The sequence below is a fragment of the Aureitalea marina genome, assembly GCF_002943755.1.
In the GTDB taxonomy this organism is placed as follows: domain Bacteria; phylum Bacteroidota; class Bacteroidia; order Flavobacteriales; family Flavobacteriaceae; genus Aureitalea; species Aureitalea marina.
Genome location: NZ_MQUB01000001.1, coordinates 2545989 through 2562382, shown reverse-complemented (window position 1 = coordinate 2562382; position 16394 = coordinate 2545989). Strand labels below are relative to the sequence as shown.

General features: G+C 45.8%; 11 protein-coding genes and 1 pseudogene. 2 read left to right on the top strand and 10 right to left on the bottom strand.

What is annotated here, in order from left to right; genetic code table 11:
- Nucleotides 1–2: 2 nt before the first annotated feature.
- Genes BST85_RS11705 through BST85_RS11695 form a run of 3 tightly spaced genes read right to left on the bottom strand, consistent with a single transcriptional unit; the run spans nucleotide 3 to nucleotide 4064 of the window.
- Entirely contained in the window at nucleotides 3–1673 is a 1671-nt protein-coding gene (locus BST85_RS11705) for a DUF6909 family protein (RefSeq protein ID WP_104813417.1), read from the bottom strand.
- Between the two features lie 21 nt (nucleotides 1674–1694).
- A complete protein-coding gene (locus tag BST85_RS11700) occupies nucleotides 1695–3191 on the bottom strand; it encodes a GH3 family acyl-acid amido synthetase (RefSeq protein WP_104813416.1) in 1497 nt (498 codons plus the stop codon).
- 6 nt (nucleotides 3192–3197) lie between these two features.
- Nucleotides 3198–4064 (bottom strand): M23 family metallopeptidase, encoded by an 867-nt coding sequence (locus tag BST85_RS11695; protein ID WP_104813415.1) that lies wholly within the window; start codon nucleotides 4062–4064, stop codon nucleotides 3198–3200.
- A 117-nt stretch (nucleotides 4065–4181) separates the two neighbouring features.
- On the opposite strand from BST85_RS11695, the gene tatA reads away from it, so the two are divergent.
- On the top strand, nucleotides 4182–4370 hold the full coding sequence (tatA, locus tag BST85_RS11690) for a twin-arginine translocase TatA/TatE family subunit (protein ID WP_104813414.1): 189 nt from the start codon (nucleotides 4182–4184) through the stop codon (nucleotides 4368–4370).
- A 50-nt stretch (nucleotides 4371–4420) separates the two neighbouring features.
- On the opposite strand, the gene BST85_RS11685 is transcribed toward tatA, so the two are convergent.
- From BST85_RS11685 to BST85_RS11675, 3 genes and pseudogenes are all read right to left on the bottom strand, one after another.
- Nucleotides 4421–5404 carry a DUF4837 family protein gene (locus BST85_RS11685; protein WP_104813413.1) on the bottom strand — a complete coding sequence of 328 codons (984 nt, stop codon included), beginning with the start codon at nucleotides 5402–5404 and terminating at the stop codon, nucleotides 4421–4423.
- A 14-nt stretch (nucleotides 5405–5418) separates the two neighbouring features.
- Nucleotides 5419–7002: a lytic transglycosylase domain-containing protein gene (locus BST85_RS11680; RefSeq protein WP_104813412.1), complete on the bottom strand. Its 1584-nt coding sequence runs from the start codon at nucleotides 7000–7002 to the stop codon at nucleotides 5419–5421.
- Between the two features lie 96 nt (nucleotides 7003–7098).
- Nucleotides 7099–8285: pseudogene (locus BST85_RS11675) on the bottom strand (phosphoglycerate kinase).
- Between the two features lie 86 nt (nucleotides 8286–8371).
- Between BST85_RS11675 and BST85_RS11670 the strand changes: the two are divergent.
- Nucleotides 8372–9526 (top strand): DNA polymerase III subunit, encoded by a 1155-nt coding sequence (locus tag BST85_RS11670; protein ID WP_104813411.1) that lies wholly within the window; start codon nucleotides 8372–8374, stop codon nucleotides 9524–9526.
- A 124-nt stretch (nucleotides 9527–9650) separates the two neighbouring features.
- Here BST85_RS11670 and BST85_RS11665 read toward each other — a convergent pair whose 3' ends face one another.
- The 4 genes from BST85_RS11665 to BST85_RS11650 form a co-directional block, all read right to left on the bottom strand.
- Entirely contained in the window at nucleotides 9651–10532 is an 882-nt protein-coding gene (locus tag BST85_RS11665) for a class I SAM-dependent methyltransferase (protein WP_104813410.1), read from the bottom strand.
- A gap of 10 nt (nucleotides 10533–10542) precedes the next feature.
- Complete coding sequence (gene mnmG, locus BST85_RS11660) at nucleotides 10543–12414, bottom strand: tRNA uridine-5-carboxymethylaminomethyl(34) synthesis enzyme MnmG (RefSeq protein ID WP_104813409.1); 1872 nt, start codon at nucleotides 12412–12414, stop codon at nucleotides 10543–10545.
- Nucleotides 12415–12558: 144 nt separating this feature from the next.
- Complete coding sequence (gene ybeY, locus BST85_RS11655) at nucleotides 12559–12978, bottom strand: rRNA maturation RNase YbeY (RefSeq protein ID WP_104813408.1); 420 nt, start codon at nucleotides 12976–12978, stop codon at nucleotides 12559–12561.
- Nucleotides 12971–16345 carry a coiled-coil domain-containing protein gene (locus BST85_RS11650; protein WP_104813407.1) on the bottom strand — a complete coding sequence of 1125 codons (3375 nt, stop codon included), beginning with the start codon at nucleotides 16343–16345 and terminating at the stop codon, nucleotides 12971–12973. The genes ybeY and BST85_RS11650 overlap by 8 nt, the downstream gene beginning before the upstream one ends.
- Between the last annotated feature and the right edge of the window lie 49 nt (nucleotides 16346–16394).

Genomic DNA, 16394 nt, shown 5'->3' with positions numbered 1-16394 from the left:
ATTTATCGGGACAAAATTACGTTTAAAATCTTTTGTGTAATACTGTAGGTCGGAAATACACCCGAAGTTCCCAAACCACCTGATGCCAAGGTGCTTCCGGACTCCAGCGGGTTGTCACTGGCATAGTACGCATAACGGATCTCCACTTCAGGGCTAATACTTCCTCGTATCATAGAAGCTGCCTGGATGGCCTTTTGATAATGCGCCCCCTCCATTTCCAGACCGATCACATTCCAGGTCGATTCGTGGAAGAACTGCAACACATCCCTATTTTGAAGGGAAGTACCCAATACAGTGATCATGGCACCAGTCTCAACGTGTATGCCTTCCTCCTCAAAGTCGGATTTCTTCAAGCGATTTATAAAAGGGTAGTTGTCTGCCGTTCCTTCAAATAAATGGGCAGATGGAATCATGATATCCCCTTTACCACCACTCAGAATACCGGCCTTCCCCATAATGGAGATCGATTCCACATCCAATCGGATGAGCTCGCCATCCAGGGGATATGGTTTAAGCAACTCATCCATAGTTTCATAGGCCTGCTCACCAAATGCATAATCCATCACAATGATAACCGGTGCATCTTCCTCTGTTAGATCGACCGAATCGTCTAGTTTGGCGGTATCGAAAAGCTGTACATCGATATTTGTGCCGCTTTCATCCTTCAGATAGGTCATTCCATGACTGTGGGCTAGTTTACTAACCTTTTCTCGCAATAGACCATTGTCATCCTGTGAAAGCGCCTCGTAGACCTCCAGGTCACTCTTGTTCTTAAAGCTACTATCCAATGCTTTTCTTGCAAACAGAGAATTCATCACAGAATGCATATTGGCACTGATGATATGCAAAGGTCGGCCTATTATGCCCTGATCGTAAAGGCTTGCCTTGACATCCAGAGCCCACTTCTCTCCGTGTATGTGTTGACCCAGGCGCTCACGAAGAACTGCCGTGAATGTGATCAGGCGATGCTCATTGTTCTTCATCTCGGCCAAGGCCAGTTTGCCGAGGTAATAAATGATGTTAAGGAATCGGTGTGGGTTCTCCTCACAGGCAAATTCCGGGTAGATGTCCGCCACCTCTTCATAAGTGCGCCCCAGGAAATTCGCGGTATGGGTTAAGGCAATCTCCAATTGGTCCTGGCTTGGATCACCCTGCTGTAAGACTGTTTCTTCTAATTTGATCCAATCCCGTATCAAAGTGCCCTCCTCATGAACGATAACCTGCTCCATGATCTTGTGAGATTCAATGTAGAGGAAGGTCAGATGAGTCAGTATATCGTAGATCTCACTTCGTCCCCGGGTAATTTCGATATTCATTTGCTCATCGTCTATGCGATAGCAATTTCGGCGGCGCTTTTTTGGGATAATAGATTCGAAATGAGTACCCTGGTAACCTTCGTCGCTGGTCAGGTTGATATAACGGCATTCCTCTATCCCAAACGGCAATCGGTCTATCACGTACAGCAAGCCTCGTAACTCGATCTTTTCTTCGGCTATACTGCCATAGATCTCAGGTCTTAAAACCAGCAGGGACTCGCGGAGGGATTCGCCGGCCGGACCCATGGGTTGGTAGTAACCTTGATTGAGCAAGTGACGCATGGTTATGTATATGCGTTCAATGGCTCCACTACTTTCCTGGGCTCTGGTTCTGGTATGTCTTGTCAGGGCGGTCATCCGACCAAAGATAAGCGGAATTTATCCGTCGGAGTTTAAGATTTGGTTAGCAATCTTGCGGTCGTTAGACAATCGAGGGATCTTATTCTGACCTCCCAACTTTCCCTGGGATTTCATGAAGTTGTTAAATCCATCCTTGGGTATATCGGTGATCTTTAGGGGCTGAAGAATAGCGCCCTGGATCAGGTCAAAGTAATAGGCATTCTGATGTTGCATCTGCTGGTCCAGAAATGCAGCAAGTTGAGCCGGATTCTGCGGACTGCTCTCCCATTCGATCAGCCACTCATGATAAGGAAGCTCATCGGCCGAGGGAGTGACCTGTGGTGCTACAGTGAATTCTGAGACCACGCAATCAAATTCCTTTTGGGCCAGTTCCATAGCCGTTTCCACTTCCTTCCCAATGACATGTTCTCCGAAGGCTGAGATAAAATGTTTGATCCTGCCTGTAACTACAACGCGGTATGGTTTGGTCGATGTGAACATGACTGTGTCGCCTAAATTGTATCCCCAAAGCCCAGCATTGGTTGATATGATCATCACATAGTTGACCCCGGTCTGCACCTCGTAAACCGGATAGCGGGGAGGATCTTGTTCAAAGAATTTGTCGGCCGGAATAAATTCGTAAAAAATCCCAGCATCCAATTGAAGTAGCATGCCCTTATCCTTCTGGCTGTCCTGAAAGGCAAAAAAGCCCTCGCTAGCCGGATAGAGTTCAATGCTATCTACTGACCGGCCAATAAGACCTTCCAATTTCTTTCTGTAGGGCTCATAATTTACCCCTCCATAAATGAAGAGGGAGAACCTTGGAAATAGCTCTCCTACCTGTTTACCCGTAGAGTCGATCAGGCGTTCAAAGTACATTTGGATCCAGGAGGGTATTCCACTGATCACTCGCATATCCTCAACCTTGGTTTCCTCCACGATTGCATCCACTTTTTCCTCCCAATCGGATATGCAGTTGGTCTCCCAACTTGGCATGCGGTTACGCTGCAGATAACCTGGAACATAATGAGCCACTATACCTGAAAGTCTTCCCAATTGCACCCCATTTTTAGTGGTCATTTCCGGACTTCCTTGTAAAAAGATCATTTTACCGTCAACAAAATCCGTATTGCCCGTTTCGGCCACATAGCTCAGGATGGCATTTCGGGCAGCTTTAATATGGTATGGCATGGATTGTTTGCTGATAGGAATGTACTTGGCCCCAGAAGTAGTTCCGGAGGTTTTGGCATAGTACAGCGGTCTTCCTGGCCAAAGCACATCAGCCTCTCCTTCTACCATCCGGTCCACATAAGTTCTCAGTGCCTCATAGTCCCTTATGGGTACCCGATTTGAAAAATCTGTAGGCGAGCCGATCTGATCAAAGTGATGATCTTGGCCAAAGGATGTGTTCCTTGCATCGGCAACCAACTCTCGTAAAACGCGTAGTTGTGTTTCCCGCGGTCTGCTGGACCACTTGTCCATTTTCCGTTTGACGTTTCGGGCAAAGATCTTAGCGCCTAAAGCCTTGAGTGACATCATGGATTACTCAAAATTGATTACGGTTTGTGGATTGATCGGATATCCATCGCTCCAAAGCTCGAAGTGAAGATGGGGCCCGGTAGTGAATTCTCCTGTATTACCAACGGTGGCAATTACTTCACCTCCCTTGACCAGGTCTCCCTGACCCTTGGTCAAGGATTCATTGTGTTTGTAGACGGAGATCAGATCATTTGGATGTCGGATGATCATGACAAAGCCTGTTTGTGCAGTCCATTCAGCAAAAATGACTACTCCTTCCGCAACGGCCTTTACTGGAGCCCCTTTTGACGTTGCTATATCTACGGCATAGTGTTTGGCCTCCAGGTCATAGGTCGCGGTCACCGTTCCATTGACTGGGGTAAAAAGAGCAAAGTTCACCTCGTTATCTTCTAACAAAGGATTATACCGATCTTCCCTCGCAACAATGTCCCGCAGCAGTGAATCCTCTCTGGAAGGAGATAAAGAACGTGCATCTATTTCGGCTTGAATTGACTGAAGCAGTGAATCTTTGTCCAGATCTGAACTAGAGACATCACCGGTCAAAACACTGCGTATGGAGGCAATGTATTGTTCGTTCAATTCCATGGATCGTTGCAAAGAGTCTGCTCGATAGGTCAGCTCGTTGGCTTGCTTCTTCAAGGAGGTTGAAGAGTACCCTGGGATGTATTCCCTAAGCGGGGTAAAGGCAATTAAAAGTATGGTAGATCCAATGAGCAGTACGGCGAAAATCGTACTAAAAACAAAGACATTGAGCCGGTTAAGTTTAAACGAGAATCGTTCTTCAAAAGTGTCTTCGTTCAGTACTACCAGGCGATACTTATTCAGTAGCTTCTTCTTGATCTTCTTCCCTCTTCTCTCCTTGATTTCCATAGGTGTCGCCTTGTCTGATACAAATATAAAACAATGGGCGGCTTGCGTTTAATGTCCTTCTTAAAAGCCCGCTATATGAGGAATTCTCCTTACATTTGCCTATCAAACAAGTATAATATGAACGCACTTATTCTCCCTTTGGCCATCGGACCCTGGCAAATCGTTCTTATCGTAGTTATTGTTCTTCTACTATTTGGAGGTCGAAAGATCCCGGAATTGATGCGCGGATTGGGAAGCGGTATCAAAGAATTTAAAGATGCTTCCAAAGAAGACCCGGAAGACAAGAAACTGGACGAACAGAACTAGTCGTTCTTCTACCCATAAAAAACCCGCTCATTGAGCGGGTTTTTCTATTTCTATTCAATCTTGGCCGATTGAATTATGGCTTCTAACTCAAACTGCAAATTTCTCTTTCGCATGGAAGGGGCATAGGTAAATCCTTCAATAATGAGGTATCTGTTCTTGGCCTCATCTCTCACGGCATAATTCACAAACGGACCTGCCATGTATTGGTCCTTCACCTCCCAAGTCCCCTTGGTCTGATATGCAAAGCGACCGTCCAGGGTGGTAGAGAATAACAAAGGCGCATAAGCGGCCTCTGTAATGAAACGGCCATCGTCTTCTACCGGTAGGTAGGATCCTCCTATGGAATCACGCATCCGGATGATATCAGTAATGAGGGTACTGTCCTGACCAATGTAATCCAAGGGCACCTCATAGACTAAAATGTTGGTACTACCGGAAGACTTCAGGTCCTTACGAATCCAGTAAAAATCCTCATTGGATTGAGCAATCCTGTAGGCTGAAGAAACATCGAGTGAAAGACCAAACCGTTGTTGGAGAGAATCGATGTCTAGTTTAGAGATCCTTATTCGCTTTTGCTTTTCCTTGATCTCGGTAATATAGAAAGCGGCTATTATCCTTTCCTGATTCTCTCGAATCAATTCAATTAGCTTTTGCTCTGATGTCCCGGTGATGAACACACCGGTTTGAGGTTTCGCATATACACTTTTCTTGATCATCACCGTATCCGTGTCTCCCAGGTCCACTCGTAAAAAGGTACGGTTGATCCTGGCAAAATCAGTGAAGATCTCAGGAGCCATTTGATTCATGGCATAAAGCGGTTCCTCTTGGGGTAACCCATCGGTTGGTGCCGCCAGATAATTTCGGACTTCCTCGCCAACTTCCCCATTCCAGAGGGCGTCGGTCATAACGACTTGAAGTGAATTGATGTTTCCAACAGAATCCTGGAGAAAGGAGGTGTCGCGTTTACCTGACGACTCGCAGGACAGCATCATCCCGATCGCCAGGCATGCTAATGTGAAGTTTCTAAAGACCATAGTTGCTTATTAAACTACCCTTTGTGAATTTTGAGCTTCATGCCGGGTTTTAGCTTAGTACCGCTAATATCGTTCCACTTTTTAATGTTGTCTACAGAAACTCCAGGAAATTTTTGAGAAATACTCCACAATGAGTCCCCGCTTTTAACGGTGTAGGTGTCCGAGCCCGAACCGGAATCTGCTTTAGCAGTCGCCGTAGCTTTGGTTGCAGGGACTTGCTCATCGAACTTTCGGGGATAAATGGTCAGCCGCTGACCGACCCGAATATTATTACTTTTAAGGCCGTTCCAGTTCTTGATCTGCCGAACACTCACTCCGTAACGACTAGCGATCCTGCCGAGGTAATCTCCGCTGCGAACCCGGTATCTTATCCTATCGTTCTGATCATAATATCGGGGTAACGGCTTTTCTCGTTTATTGAATTCGGCTTCGGCATAGGCATAAATAGCCTCTTCATTTTGCACAAAGCGTCCTATGGCATACACAGGTAGGCGCAGGGTATAATCTTTCCCATCGATCACCGGGATGATACCCAGTTTATACGATGGGTTCAATAATTCCAATTCGGCCACGTCCATATTGGTGACAACAGCTACTTGTTCAAGGGTGATCATCTTTTTAACCCTAACTGTGTCTGTAGCTATATAAGGTATGCTTGGCCCGTTACTTTTGAAGCCGTGCTCCTCTGCATATTCAAAAATGTACATGGTCGCTTGGAAGGCCGGGACGTATCCTGCAGTCTCTCTAGGTAAATGAGACCTGATATTCCAGTAGTTTGTGTGTCCTCCTGAGCGGCGGATAGCTTTGGAAACATTACCGGGACCGGAGTTGTAAGCTGCCAGGGCGAGGTCCCAATCGCCTAGATTTTCGTACAGGCTTTTTAGGTATTGACTCGCAGCTTCAGTCGCTCGAATAGGATCGTTGCGCTCGTCCACGTATGAACTAACACTGAGGTCAAACAACTTACCTGTGCTGAACATGAACTGCCAAAGACCTTTGGCTCCAACACGTGATCGGGCCCTAGGATTCAGGGCAGACTCCACCACTGCCAGGTATTTCATCTCCAGGGGTAGATCATAGCGATCCAAGGTCTCCTCGAACATCGGAAAATAGTAATCACTCAAGGCCATCAGTCTGGCCATGGTCTTTCTTCTATTCTTCAAATATCTTCGGATTACCTGTTCTAAAGAAGGGTTGTATTCAATATTGAAGGGTGTACGTGCATTGAGTTCTTCCAACCGCTGTTTCAGTAGTTCGGTTGGCAGCTCTTCATAAGGCTCCAGGGGTTCCTCCTCGTTAAACTCCATTTGGGTTATGGAACCATAGATCTCCTCAAATAATTCGTTGGTATACAACTCGTTAAGCCAAACACTATCGATCTGCTGGGCCAAGGGATCATCCTGTAGCTGAAACATTAGGGTATCCCTGCGATTAACCGTCCATTGTTCCACGGGTACATCTCCGTCTAAGGTTTGAACCAGTACCGAATCGATGATGGTAAATTCCTGTGGTCTGAGGGAATCAACAACCAGGGTATCCTGGGAAAATAAAACTCCTGAAAGGAGCAGAAATAAGGCCAAGTTCGCGTATCGTCTCATGCTGGGCAAGCAAAGTATTCGGGCTAAAAATAAGGATTCCTGCCCGGATTGAAAGGAATTCCAGGTATTTAACTCTTCAATAACAACTTGTAGTGCCTAGTCCAGAATCGCCTTGATTCCTGGCAGAACCTTACCTTCCAGCATCTCCAGCATCGCTCCTCCACCAGTAGAGACATAACTCATCTGGTCGGATAGTCCGAACTGTTTGGCTGCAGCGACAGAGTCACCTCCTCCAACTAACGAGAATGCCCCGTTAGCCGTGGAACGGGCTATAGCTTCTCCTAACTCAATTGTACCGCCAGAGAATTTCTCCATTTCGAAAACACCTACCGGACCATTCCATAATATGGTCTTAGAATTCATGATAACTGTTGTGAAATTCGCTCTTGAATCCGGTCCTGCGTCCAGGCCCATTCGATCATCGTCAATCTGGTCTATGGGTTGAACAACTGTTTCCGCTGTCGAAGAAAACTCAGAAGCAGCTAGGGTGTCGGTAGGTAAATGAAACTCCACTCCTTTTTCCTTGGCCTTTGTCAATATGCTCAGGGCCAGATCTAACTTATCGTCTTCTACCAGGGACTGCCCGATCTTTCCTCCTTGCGCCTTCACAAATGTGAAAGCCATTCCTCCGCCAATGATCAGGTGGTCCACTTTATCCAATATGTTCTCTATGATGGTGATCTTGGAAGATACCTTGGCGCCGCCAATAATCGCAGTGACAGGTTTTTCACTATCCTGGAGTACTTTATTCACGTTCTCGATCTCACGTGCCAGTAAATATCCGAAGCATTTTTTACCTTCAAAGAATTGGGCAATTACAGCCGTTGAAGCATGCGCCCTATGGGCCGTACCAAAAGCATCGTTTATATATATATCCCCCAATTGGACAATTGCTGTGCGAAGTTCGTATCTCCGGCTTTCTCCTCTCCATAAAATCTAAGGTTCTCCAGCAACAAGATCTCACCGTCTTCTAAGGAAGCAACAGCATCCTGCACTTCCGGCCCGATACAATCGGCTACAAATTTTACATTCACACCAAGGATCTCACTGGCAGTAGATACAATATGGCTTAAAGAGAACTTGTCTTCTTTCCCTTTCGGGCGCCCCAAGTGGGACATGAGCACACAACTGCCCCCATCCTCAAGGACTTTGATGATGGTAGGTTTAGCTGCTTCGATACGGGTAGTGTCGGTAACTTCTAACTGTTCGTTTAATGGAACGTTGAAATCTACTCGAATAAGTGCTTTTTTATGATTGAAATCAAATTGATCGATTGTCTGCATGAGCTCCAATTTTAGGAAATACAAAGATAACTGATTTGGGTATGGCTAGGCTTGGGAGGCTCTTCTTAATTTGATTAGTTTTGCCTATGCGTTTTAGTGAGGTAATCGGGCAGGAAAATATCGTGAATCACCTGAGGCAAACCATCGTCAACGGTCGTATTGCCCATGCTCAATTGTTAAGCGGTAAAACCGGGAGTGGTCTCCTCCCTGTTGCTTTGGCTTATGCCTCTGAACTCCTTTGTGCCCGCTACCCTGAAGGCAGCCCAGAACAAGAACAATGCTTAAGTAAGATCCGCCACTTTGCACATCCCGATCTACACTTTGTGTATCCGGTCAATAGCAATGATAAGATCAAAAAGGATGCGGTCTCTGACGACTTTGCAGAAGAATGGCGAGCATTTGTGGAGAACCAACCCTACGGATCCCTCTTCGATTGGCTGAGATCATTGGGGATTGAGAATAAGCAAGGAAATATTATCAAGAAAGAGGCGCTTTCCATTTCCAGGAAGTTGTCCTTGAAATCATATGAAGGCGGATTTAAGATCATGTTGATCTGGATGGCTGAATTCATGAACCAGGAGTGTGCCAACACTATCTTGAAATTAGTTGAGGAACCACCGGAGAAGACGGTACTGATCATGATGGCCGAAAACCCAGAACGCATATTGAACACCATTCGGTCCAGGTGCCAATTCCTCAATATACCTCCCCTGTCTGAACACGTCGTGGTCCAGGAATTAAAGAAAAGATTCTCGTTGGACGAGACCCAGGCCAGGCGGTTGTGCCTGCAGGCTCAGGGGGACCTCAGCAAAGCCATGCATTATGCAGCCCACGATAGTGAGGACGAATTCTTTGAGGACTGGTTCGTTACCTGGGTACGATCGGCCTACCGAGCGAAAAAGGACAAGCAAGTCATAAACGAGTTGATCCAGTGGAGTGAGGGAATGGCCACCGAAGGGCGCGAAACACAAAAGAAATTCGTACTCTATTGTCTTGAACTCTTTCGACAAGCCTTGCTACAGAATTATGGCGCTTCAGAATTAGTTTACCATAGAGCCGTCAAAACTTCTTTCCAACTGGATAAGTTTGCTCCCTTTATTCATCAGAACAATATTGAAGATATTCGCGATGCACTAGAGAAAGCCTATTTCCATTTGGAACGAAATGGGAACAGTCGATTGGTCTTTACCGACCTCAGCATACAATTGACCAAGCTTATCCACAGACCCGCAACGGTATAAGCAAAACTTATTGGTTTTTTAAGTGTAATTGATATGTTCGATTAATTTTGAGCTCAATTACTAGGGCATTTAGCCCGTATTTACCTTGTTACACCCTAGGAGTCCAAACGGGTTGTTCGCGGCCTTAGAGGGGCTTATTCTGCATCTTCGGCTTGGTCAGAGTATATATATGGGAAGAGTGCTCGCCTTTTCTCCATCCAAAGATTATGGAGCGTAATCCACTAATCACTGCTCTGACCCATATCATTCTATTCCCACGATACCGTTCGGATAACAACGCAACATAAAATGGATCCAAATACATGGGTGAATTATCATCCAGTGAGAGCGAGTCTTGAAAGAGAAGACCAAAACTGTTTTTGGAGAAATGCCAGAGGTGTCGGGGGACATCATATGCGGCCCAATGAGGCCCATAATGAACAGCATCCCAGGACCGATAATTCGGCACGGCAATGATCAAAGTTCCTCCAGGTTTCAACAGATCTACGAGCTTCTTACAACAAGCCTCCAACTCCGGAATATGCTCCAGCACATGCCACATGGTGATCACATCGTATTTGGGCTCATCGAGATCTGCCCACTGAGAACGAACATCCAATGATTTGTCAAGCGCCAATGAACGAGCACCACTATCCGGTTCTACCCCTGTTGCGTTCCAACCCGACCGATTGGCGAAATAAAGAAAGTCTCCTGTGCCACATCCTATATCTAGCAACCGCTTCGAGCTGCCACCAAGAGCTGAAATACGTTTGTATTTTTGTTTGATAGACCACTTGCGAAGCATCATGTAAACACGCCCAAACAAGGAGGTGTCCTCGTCTTTATGTGATAGATACTCGCCACTCTGATAATAAGAAGAAAGCCTGTCTGGTGTCGGAACCGGTTCAGTGCGCAGCAGATCCCACCGGGCCTCATACCTGAGTTGGAATACTTCCTGGCTCACCATATGATCCGATACCGTATCTGGCCAGGTCTTTTGGAATGTTTCACGTGGAACAACTGCCATAAATCTTGGACTAACGGCCCATATACACCAGCATTACCGAGATATCGTTGGGTGAAACTCCACTAATTCGGGAAGCCTGAGAGATGCTGGTAGGTTGAATTTCCTTTAACTTTTCCCTAGCCTCATAAGAAAGTGATTTCAGCTGATCATAATTGAAGTTATCCGGTATCCGTATGCCTTCTAAGCGCTGTAACTTATCCGCATTTTGCCGCTCCTTTTCTATGTAGCCCGCATATTTTACCTGAATTTCCGTTTGTTCGAGAACTTCCTGGTCCAATTCGTTGTCTTGGATATAGCCCTCTACCTCTTTAATTCTTCGCATATCCTGCATATTCAGCTTCGGCCTAGCGAATAATTTGAACATTTTGTCACTTTGCGAGACCAAAGCCGACCCTTTTTCTTCTAAAATTGGGTTTATTTCTTCAGGCAGAACACTTGTTTTCTTGAAAAAGCGCACAAAATTTTCAGACCCTGACTGTTTTTGCTCCATTTTTTCCATTCGAGCATCAGAAGCGAGGCCTAATTCGTGGCTTAGCGGTGTTAGCCTAAAATCCGCATTATCCTGCCTAAGGAGCGTTCTGTACTCTGCCCGGCTAGTGAACATACGGTACGGCTCTTCTGTCCCCTTCGTGATCAGGTCGTCTATAAGCACTCCTATATAGGCCTGATCGCGTTTTAAAACCAATGGATCGCGCTCATTTAACTTCAGATGTGCGTTTATACCAGCCATTAAGCCTTGAGAGGCGGCTTCTTCATAACCCGTAGTACCATTGATCTGGCCCGCAAAGTAAAGTCCTTCTACCAATTTTGTCTCAAGAGTATGCTTCAGCTGAGTTGGTGGAAAATAATCGTATTCTATCGCGTAACCTGGGCGGAAGAATTTCACATGCTCAAACCCCGCACAAGCCTTTAACGCCTTATACTGCACATCTTCGGGTAACGAGGTAGAAAATCCATTGATATAGTACTCCACAGTATCCCATCCTTCTGGCTCAACAAAGAGTTGATGCCTTTCCTTATCAGCAAATCGATGAATCTTATCCTCTATAGAAGGGCAATAACGTGGGCCCACACTCTGAATGGCTCCATTGAACATAGGAGAGCGATCAAATCCCTCCCGTAGCAAATCATGAACTTCCAGACTGGTATAGCTCATGTGGCAATCTCTCTGTTCAGTTAGGGGTTTTGTGTCGTCCAGGTATGAAAACTTTGCTGGATCCTCATCTCCGGGCTGAGGAACCATCTTACTAAAATCAAGCGAGCGCCCGTCAACTCGAGGTGGCGTTCCTGTTTTCATCCGGCCCGAATCGAATCCTAAGGCGACAAGTTCGGAGGTAATCCCAGTGGCAGCTCTTTCTCCAGCGCGTCCTCCTCCAAAATTCTTTTCACCAATATGGATCAAGCCGTTTAAGAAAGTACCGTTAGTCAGGACCACAGACTTCGCCCTTATCTCTAATCCAAGCGATGTTCTGACGCCCCTGATTTTGTCTCCCTCAATGATCAATCCTTGGACCATCTCCTGATAAAAGTCCAAATTAGGAGTAGCCTCCAGCATTAAACGCCAGCTCTCGGCAAAACGCATTCTGTCGCTTTGGACCCTTGGGCTCCACATAGCCGGCCCCTTGGATTTATTCAGCATCTTAAACTGAATCGCTGTCTTGTCCGATACTATCCCGCTATATCCTCCGAGTGCATCAATCTCCCTTACAATTTGTCCTTTAGCTATTCCGCCCATAGCAGGGTTGCAAGACATCTGTGCAATGTTTTGCAAATTCATGGTTACAAGCAATGTTTTGGAACCCATATTGGCCGCAGCCGCAGCCGCCTCAGAACCAGCGTGCCCCCCTCCAACTACTACTACATCATATTCTTTGTGGAACATAAATTTTAAACTCTTACTGTTTCACGTGGAACATACTTTCGGCAGCAGCCTGTTTCACGTGGAACACCAAATAAGTGAGCGCAAAGATACTCTAATCAATTCAATATCAGCCTATTACAAGATATTGTGTTGATTATCAACTAATTATATAAAACTACGGCTCTCTAAGGCTTCATTCTCCTTCTTGCGCATCTCCTTTGCCTCGGAATCGGATTTATCCTTAAAGCCTAAAAAATGCAATATCCCATGGGCCATCACACGATGCAATTCGTTTGTAAATTCTACGCCCAAATCCTCAGCATTATCCGCAACACGGTCAATTGAAACATAAATTTCTCCATTGACTTGCCTGCCTAGGCCATAATCAAAACTGATAATATCCGTGTAATAATCATGACCTAAAAAATCTTGATTGATCTTTAGTAGATACTCGTCATCGCAGAATACGAACGAAACCTCACCTAGGGAATGTGCTTCCTGTTGGATAAGACCTTCCAGCCAAAACTGGATATCATGGCCATGTTCTAACGTAAAGTCTTCTTTTTGGTAATTGTACTCAATCATTATCCCGGGTGAAATACTGCTTAACTTGCTTCTTGTATTTCTCCCGCAAAGGTAAGGGGTCCCTGGTTAGAATTTCTGTCTGATTGAAGTATTTCTTGAGTTCGTTCGGATCTGTTCTCCTAGTATTGATAAAATCCTCCGTATTGGTAGTCGCTTCCCTTCTCTGTTCCTGTCCCTGCTCAAACTCCGCCTCATCCAACTTCAGCATCTCGTATTTTAAATTAAGCATGCGCTCCAATGTGCGCTGATCAAAACCTTTGTCTAATAATTGCTGCTCTATGTTCTCCATTTCCTTGAGCAGATCTCCTGCCCTACCGCTGATGCCCTCTTTACCTAAGCGGTCTTCAAGCTCCAATCGCAGCATTTGCTGTTGCTTATAGATCTCGTACAATTCTCCGTTCAATCCTTCGCTATCGCCGCCATTACCATCCTGGCCCTCTTTACCGTTTTGTCCCTCACTTCCATTCTGACCTTCACTTCCTTGTTGACCTTCTCCCTCCTGGCCTTGTTTTCCTTCCTGTCCAGACTCACCTTCTTGTCCCTGGCCCTGTTGTTCTCCCTTCTCCGTGCCTTCTTGCATCTGTTGATTCAGACTCTCCTGTTTCTTGATGATGTCCGGAAGTTGAAAACCTTGACCTTGGCTTTGACCCTGGCCCTGGCCCATTCCCATGGCATTCGCTTGATTCTGCATGCTGTTTAGCAATTCACTCAACATAATTGCCAACTGGTTAGCGCCTGTAACGGTGTACTGTTGGCTACCGATTCCCTGTCTCAACTCATTCTCTGCCAGTCGCTCCAAAGCCTTGTCCATATTGAACTGAACCTCCGTTATGGCTTCTGTTACCGGCTCCGCGATCATCGGTTGACGTAAAGAAAGCGCAAATAAACTGTCGTCTACATGCTGGAAATTTTGCTTTAAGTCATTTTGTGCGTTTAGCTTTTTACCAAACACGGCATTCCCGTATTCAATGGTCTTGAATTCCTCCATAAGAGACTCCTGCTCAAAGGAAAAAACGATCAAGTTGTCCAAGATCTGTCTCAACATCTCAATGTCCTCCTCTATGGTCTCCATCTGTCCGCCCATCATCTGCATCTGCATTTGGCTTCCCATTTGCTGCATGCGCTGGCCCGCCTTCTTCTGACTAGGTGAGGCAGATTGTGGATTCTGCTGCTGAAGTTGTTCTGTAGCCTTTTGTTGCTCTTGCTCCACTACTTTCTCGCCCGTCTTATCCTCCCCTACCTCCATAGGAGATTTCAGGGCTTCATTTTCTTTTCTCAACTCCTCCATCTGCTCCATGTATTCCTCAAACTGATCGTTGAGCTCTTCTTGCTTCTCCAAGGTGTTATCAGATGGGTCCTCTTCTCCTAACTTCTCCTGCTCTTGCCCCAGCTTCATAATGTCCTCGGCTAACTTCTCTGCCTTTTTGGCCACGTAATACCGTTTGGTCAATTCTACCAATTGCTCCAGGTTCTTTTCTTGATTCTTATTCCGTTTGGCCAGTTGCTCCAGTTTCTCTGTTAGCTCTTCCTTCTGGATCTTGTCTTGCAGTCTCTCCAGTTCTTTCAGCAAATCTTCGTTCTCCTCCAAGCGTTTTTCGTTCTCCTCCAAGCGTTCTTCCAATTCCTGTTTGAATGGATCGCTCTGTTGATCGGGGTTAAACTCCTGTAGGTCCTCCTTCAATTCCTTGGAAAAGTTCTTCATCATCTGCTCTTGGGCCTGCTGTCGCTGCAAATACTGCTGCAGCTTTTGGCGGTCATTCCAATTCAAATTATCCTTCTCCTTTTGTATTTTGGACAATTCCTCCAAGGTCTTCTCCTGATCCTTTAATTCTTCCAAGGACCGATCCAGTCCCTCTATATTCTGTTGTTGACTTTCTAATTGTTCCTGTTTCAGTTCATCTTCTGTCAGCTTCCTGAACGAATACACATCAGACCTGGTAGATTTAAATCGATTGATCCGGTCATTGTCAGTTACCTCAAAGTAGTATTCATAAGCAGTGCCCGCCTCCAATGGCAAGTCGCCTGGAAATAGATAAACAAACTGATCAAAACTGGTTTCCGCGACAGGAATAGAACGATTATCCGCCCGATTGGGTTCTCCAGAAGGATAATAGATCAGCTTTAGAGCGGTCAATCCATAGTCATCACTTACCTGACCCAAATGATAGACCAGCTGACTGTCCATGCTGTCCTGACGTGTCTGCACTTCTATTTCAGGGTACTGATCCCTGACCACATTCAAGCTGAAGGCTAGCCGTTCAAAGTCCGTCAATTCTTCATTTGATGTGCTTAGAGAGTAATCGGCAGAACGATATACAGTCTTTTCTGCTATGAACTTCGCCTCGTCGCGTTTAAAAACCACACTTGTGTCAGGAAAGATCAGCTGAATCTTCTCAGTATTCCGGGTGTTGATCTCCCAGTTAATTCTGGTTCCTTCAGGTACTGAAGCATTACCCGTACTGCTTAAGTTCTCGTCTCTTTTTCCTGTGTAATCGGGATAGTCTAAGTTCATGCTGAACCCAAGTATTGACGGGGTCTTCACTACATTGAGCAGATAGGATAACGAACTGACGCCAGAGGCCGTCAACTGAAACTCGATCGGGTTTGATGGTTGCAGAAAAGTGAACTCGTAGATGCCTGGAGCATTCTCTATCATAACATACTGTTCTCCACCAAACACTATCCTAACATCCTCAGGGATAACACTTCCCTCCGTCCGGGCCCTGATCGTAAAATTTCTATTCTCAAGGGCGGTCAGATCCTCATTGAGCAGCACAAAACTGAAGGGAGCAGGCGGTTCGTAAGCTACATCGTAATTGAGTACGCGCTCATAACTGTCCGAGAAGATGTTTAACTGACCTAAGAGAGCCACTACAGCGACAATGGCAAGTGGTAATGCCAAATACTTGGTATAGTGAATGTTGGCACTTAGATCGATAGCCTTTTTAAACGGAATCGGTCGTAATTGGGCTGCCTTTTGGTCTATGCTCGCTAGAAGCAGTTCAGACTCTACAGATTCTTGTTTAAGCTGAATGACATTCAGAAGCTTATCGCTGACCTCTGGAAAGTGGCTCCCTATCAACCTAGCAGCTTCTTCCTGTTCAATCCCCCTTCTAAGGCTGAACAATTGAAGCAGCGGATACAGGATCAAGCGGACAAAGAGGCCAAATTCTACCGCCACAAACACCCAGAACAAAACGGTTCGGCCACCTACATCCAGCCATAGCCAGTGTTCTACTAGCAGCGTAACGATTAGGTAAAGCAAACCAATGGCTGCAAAAAGAATCACTCCTCGAAGCAAGGAGTTGACATAGTATTTTTTTATAAATTGTTCCAGCTTGAGCTGGACCTGGTCATACGAACTCATAGCTCTACATCCTATTCCATGCCCTAAAGTACAACATAAATGAAGGGCA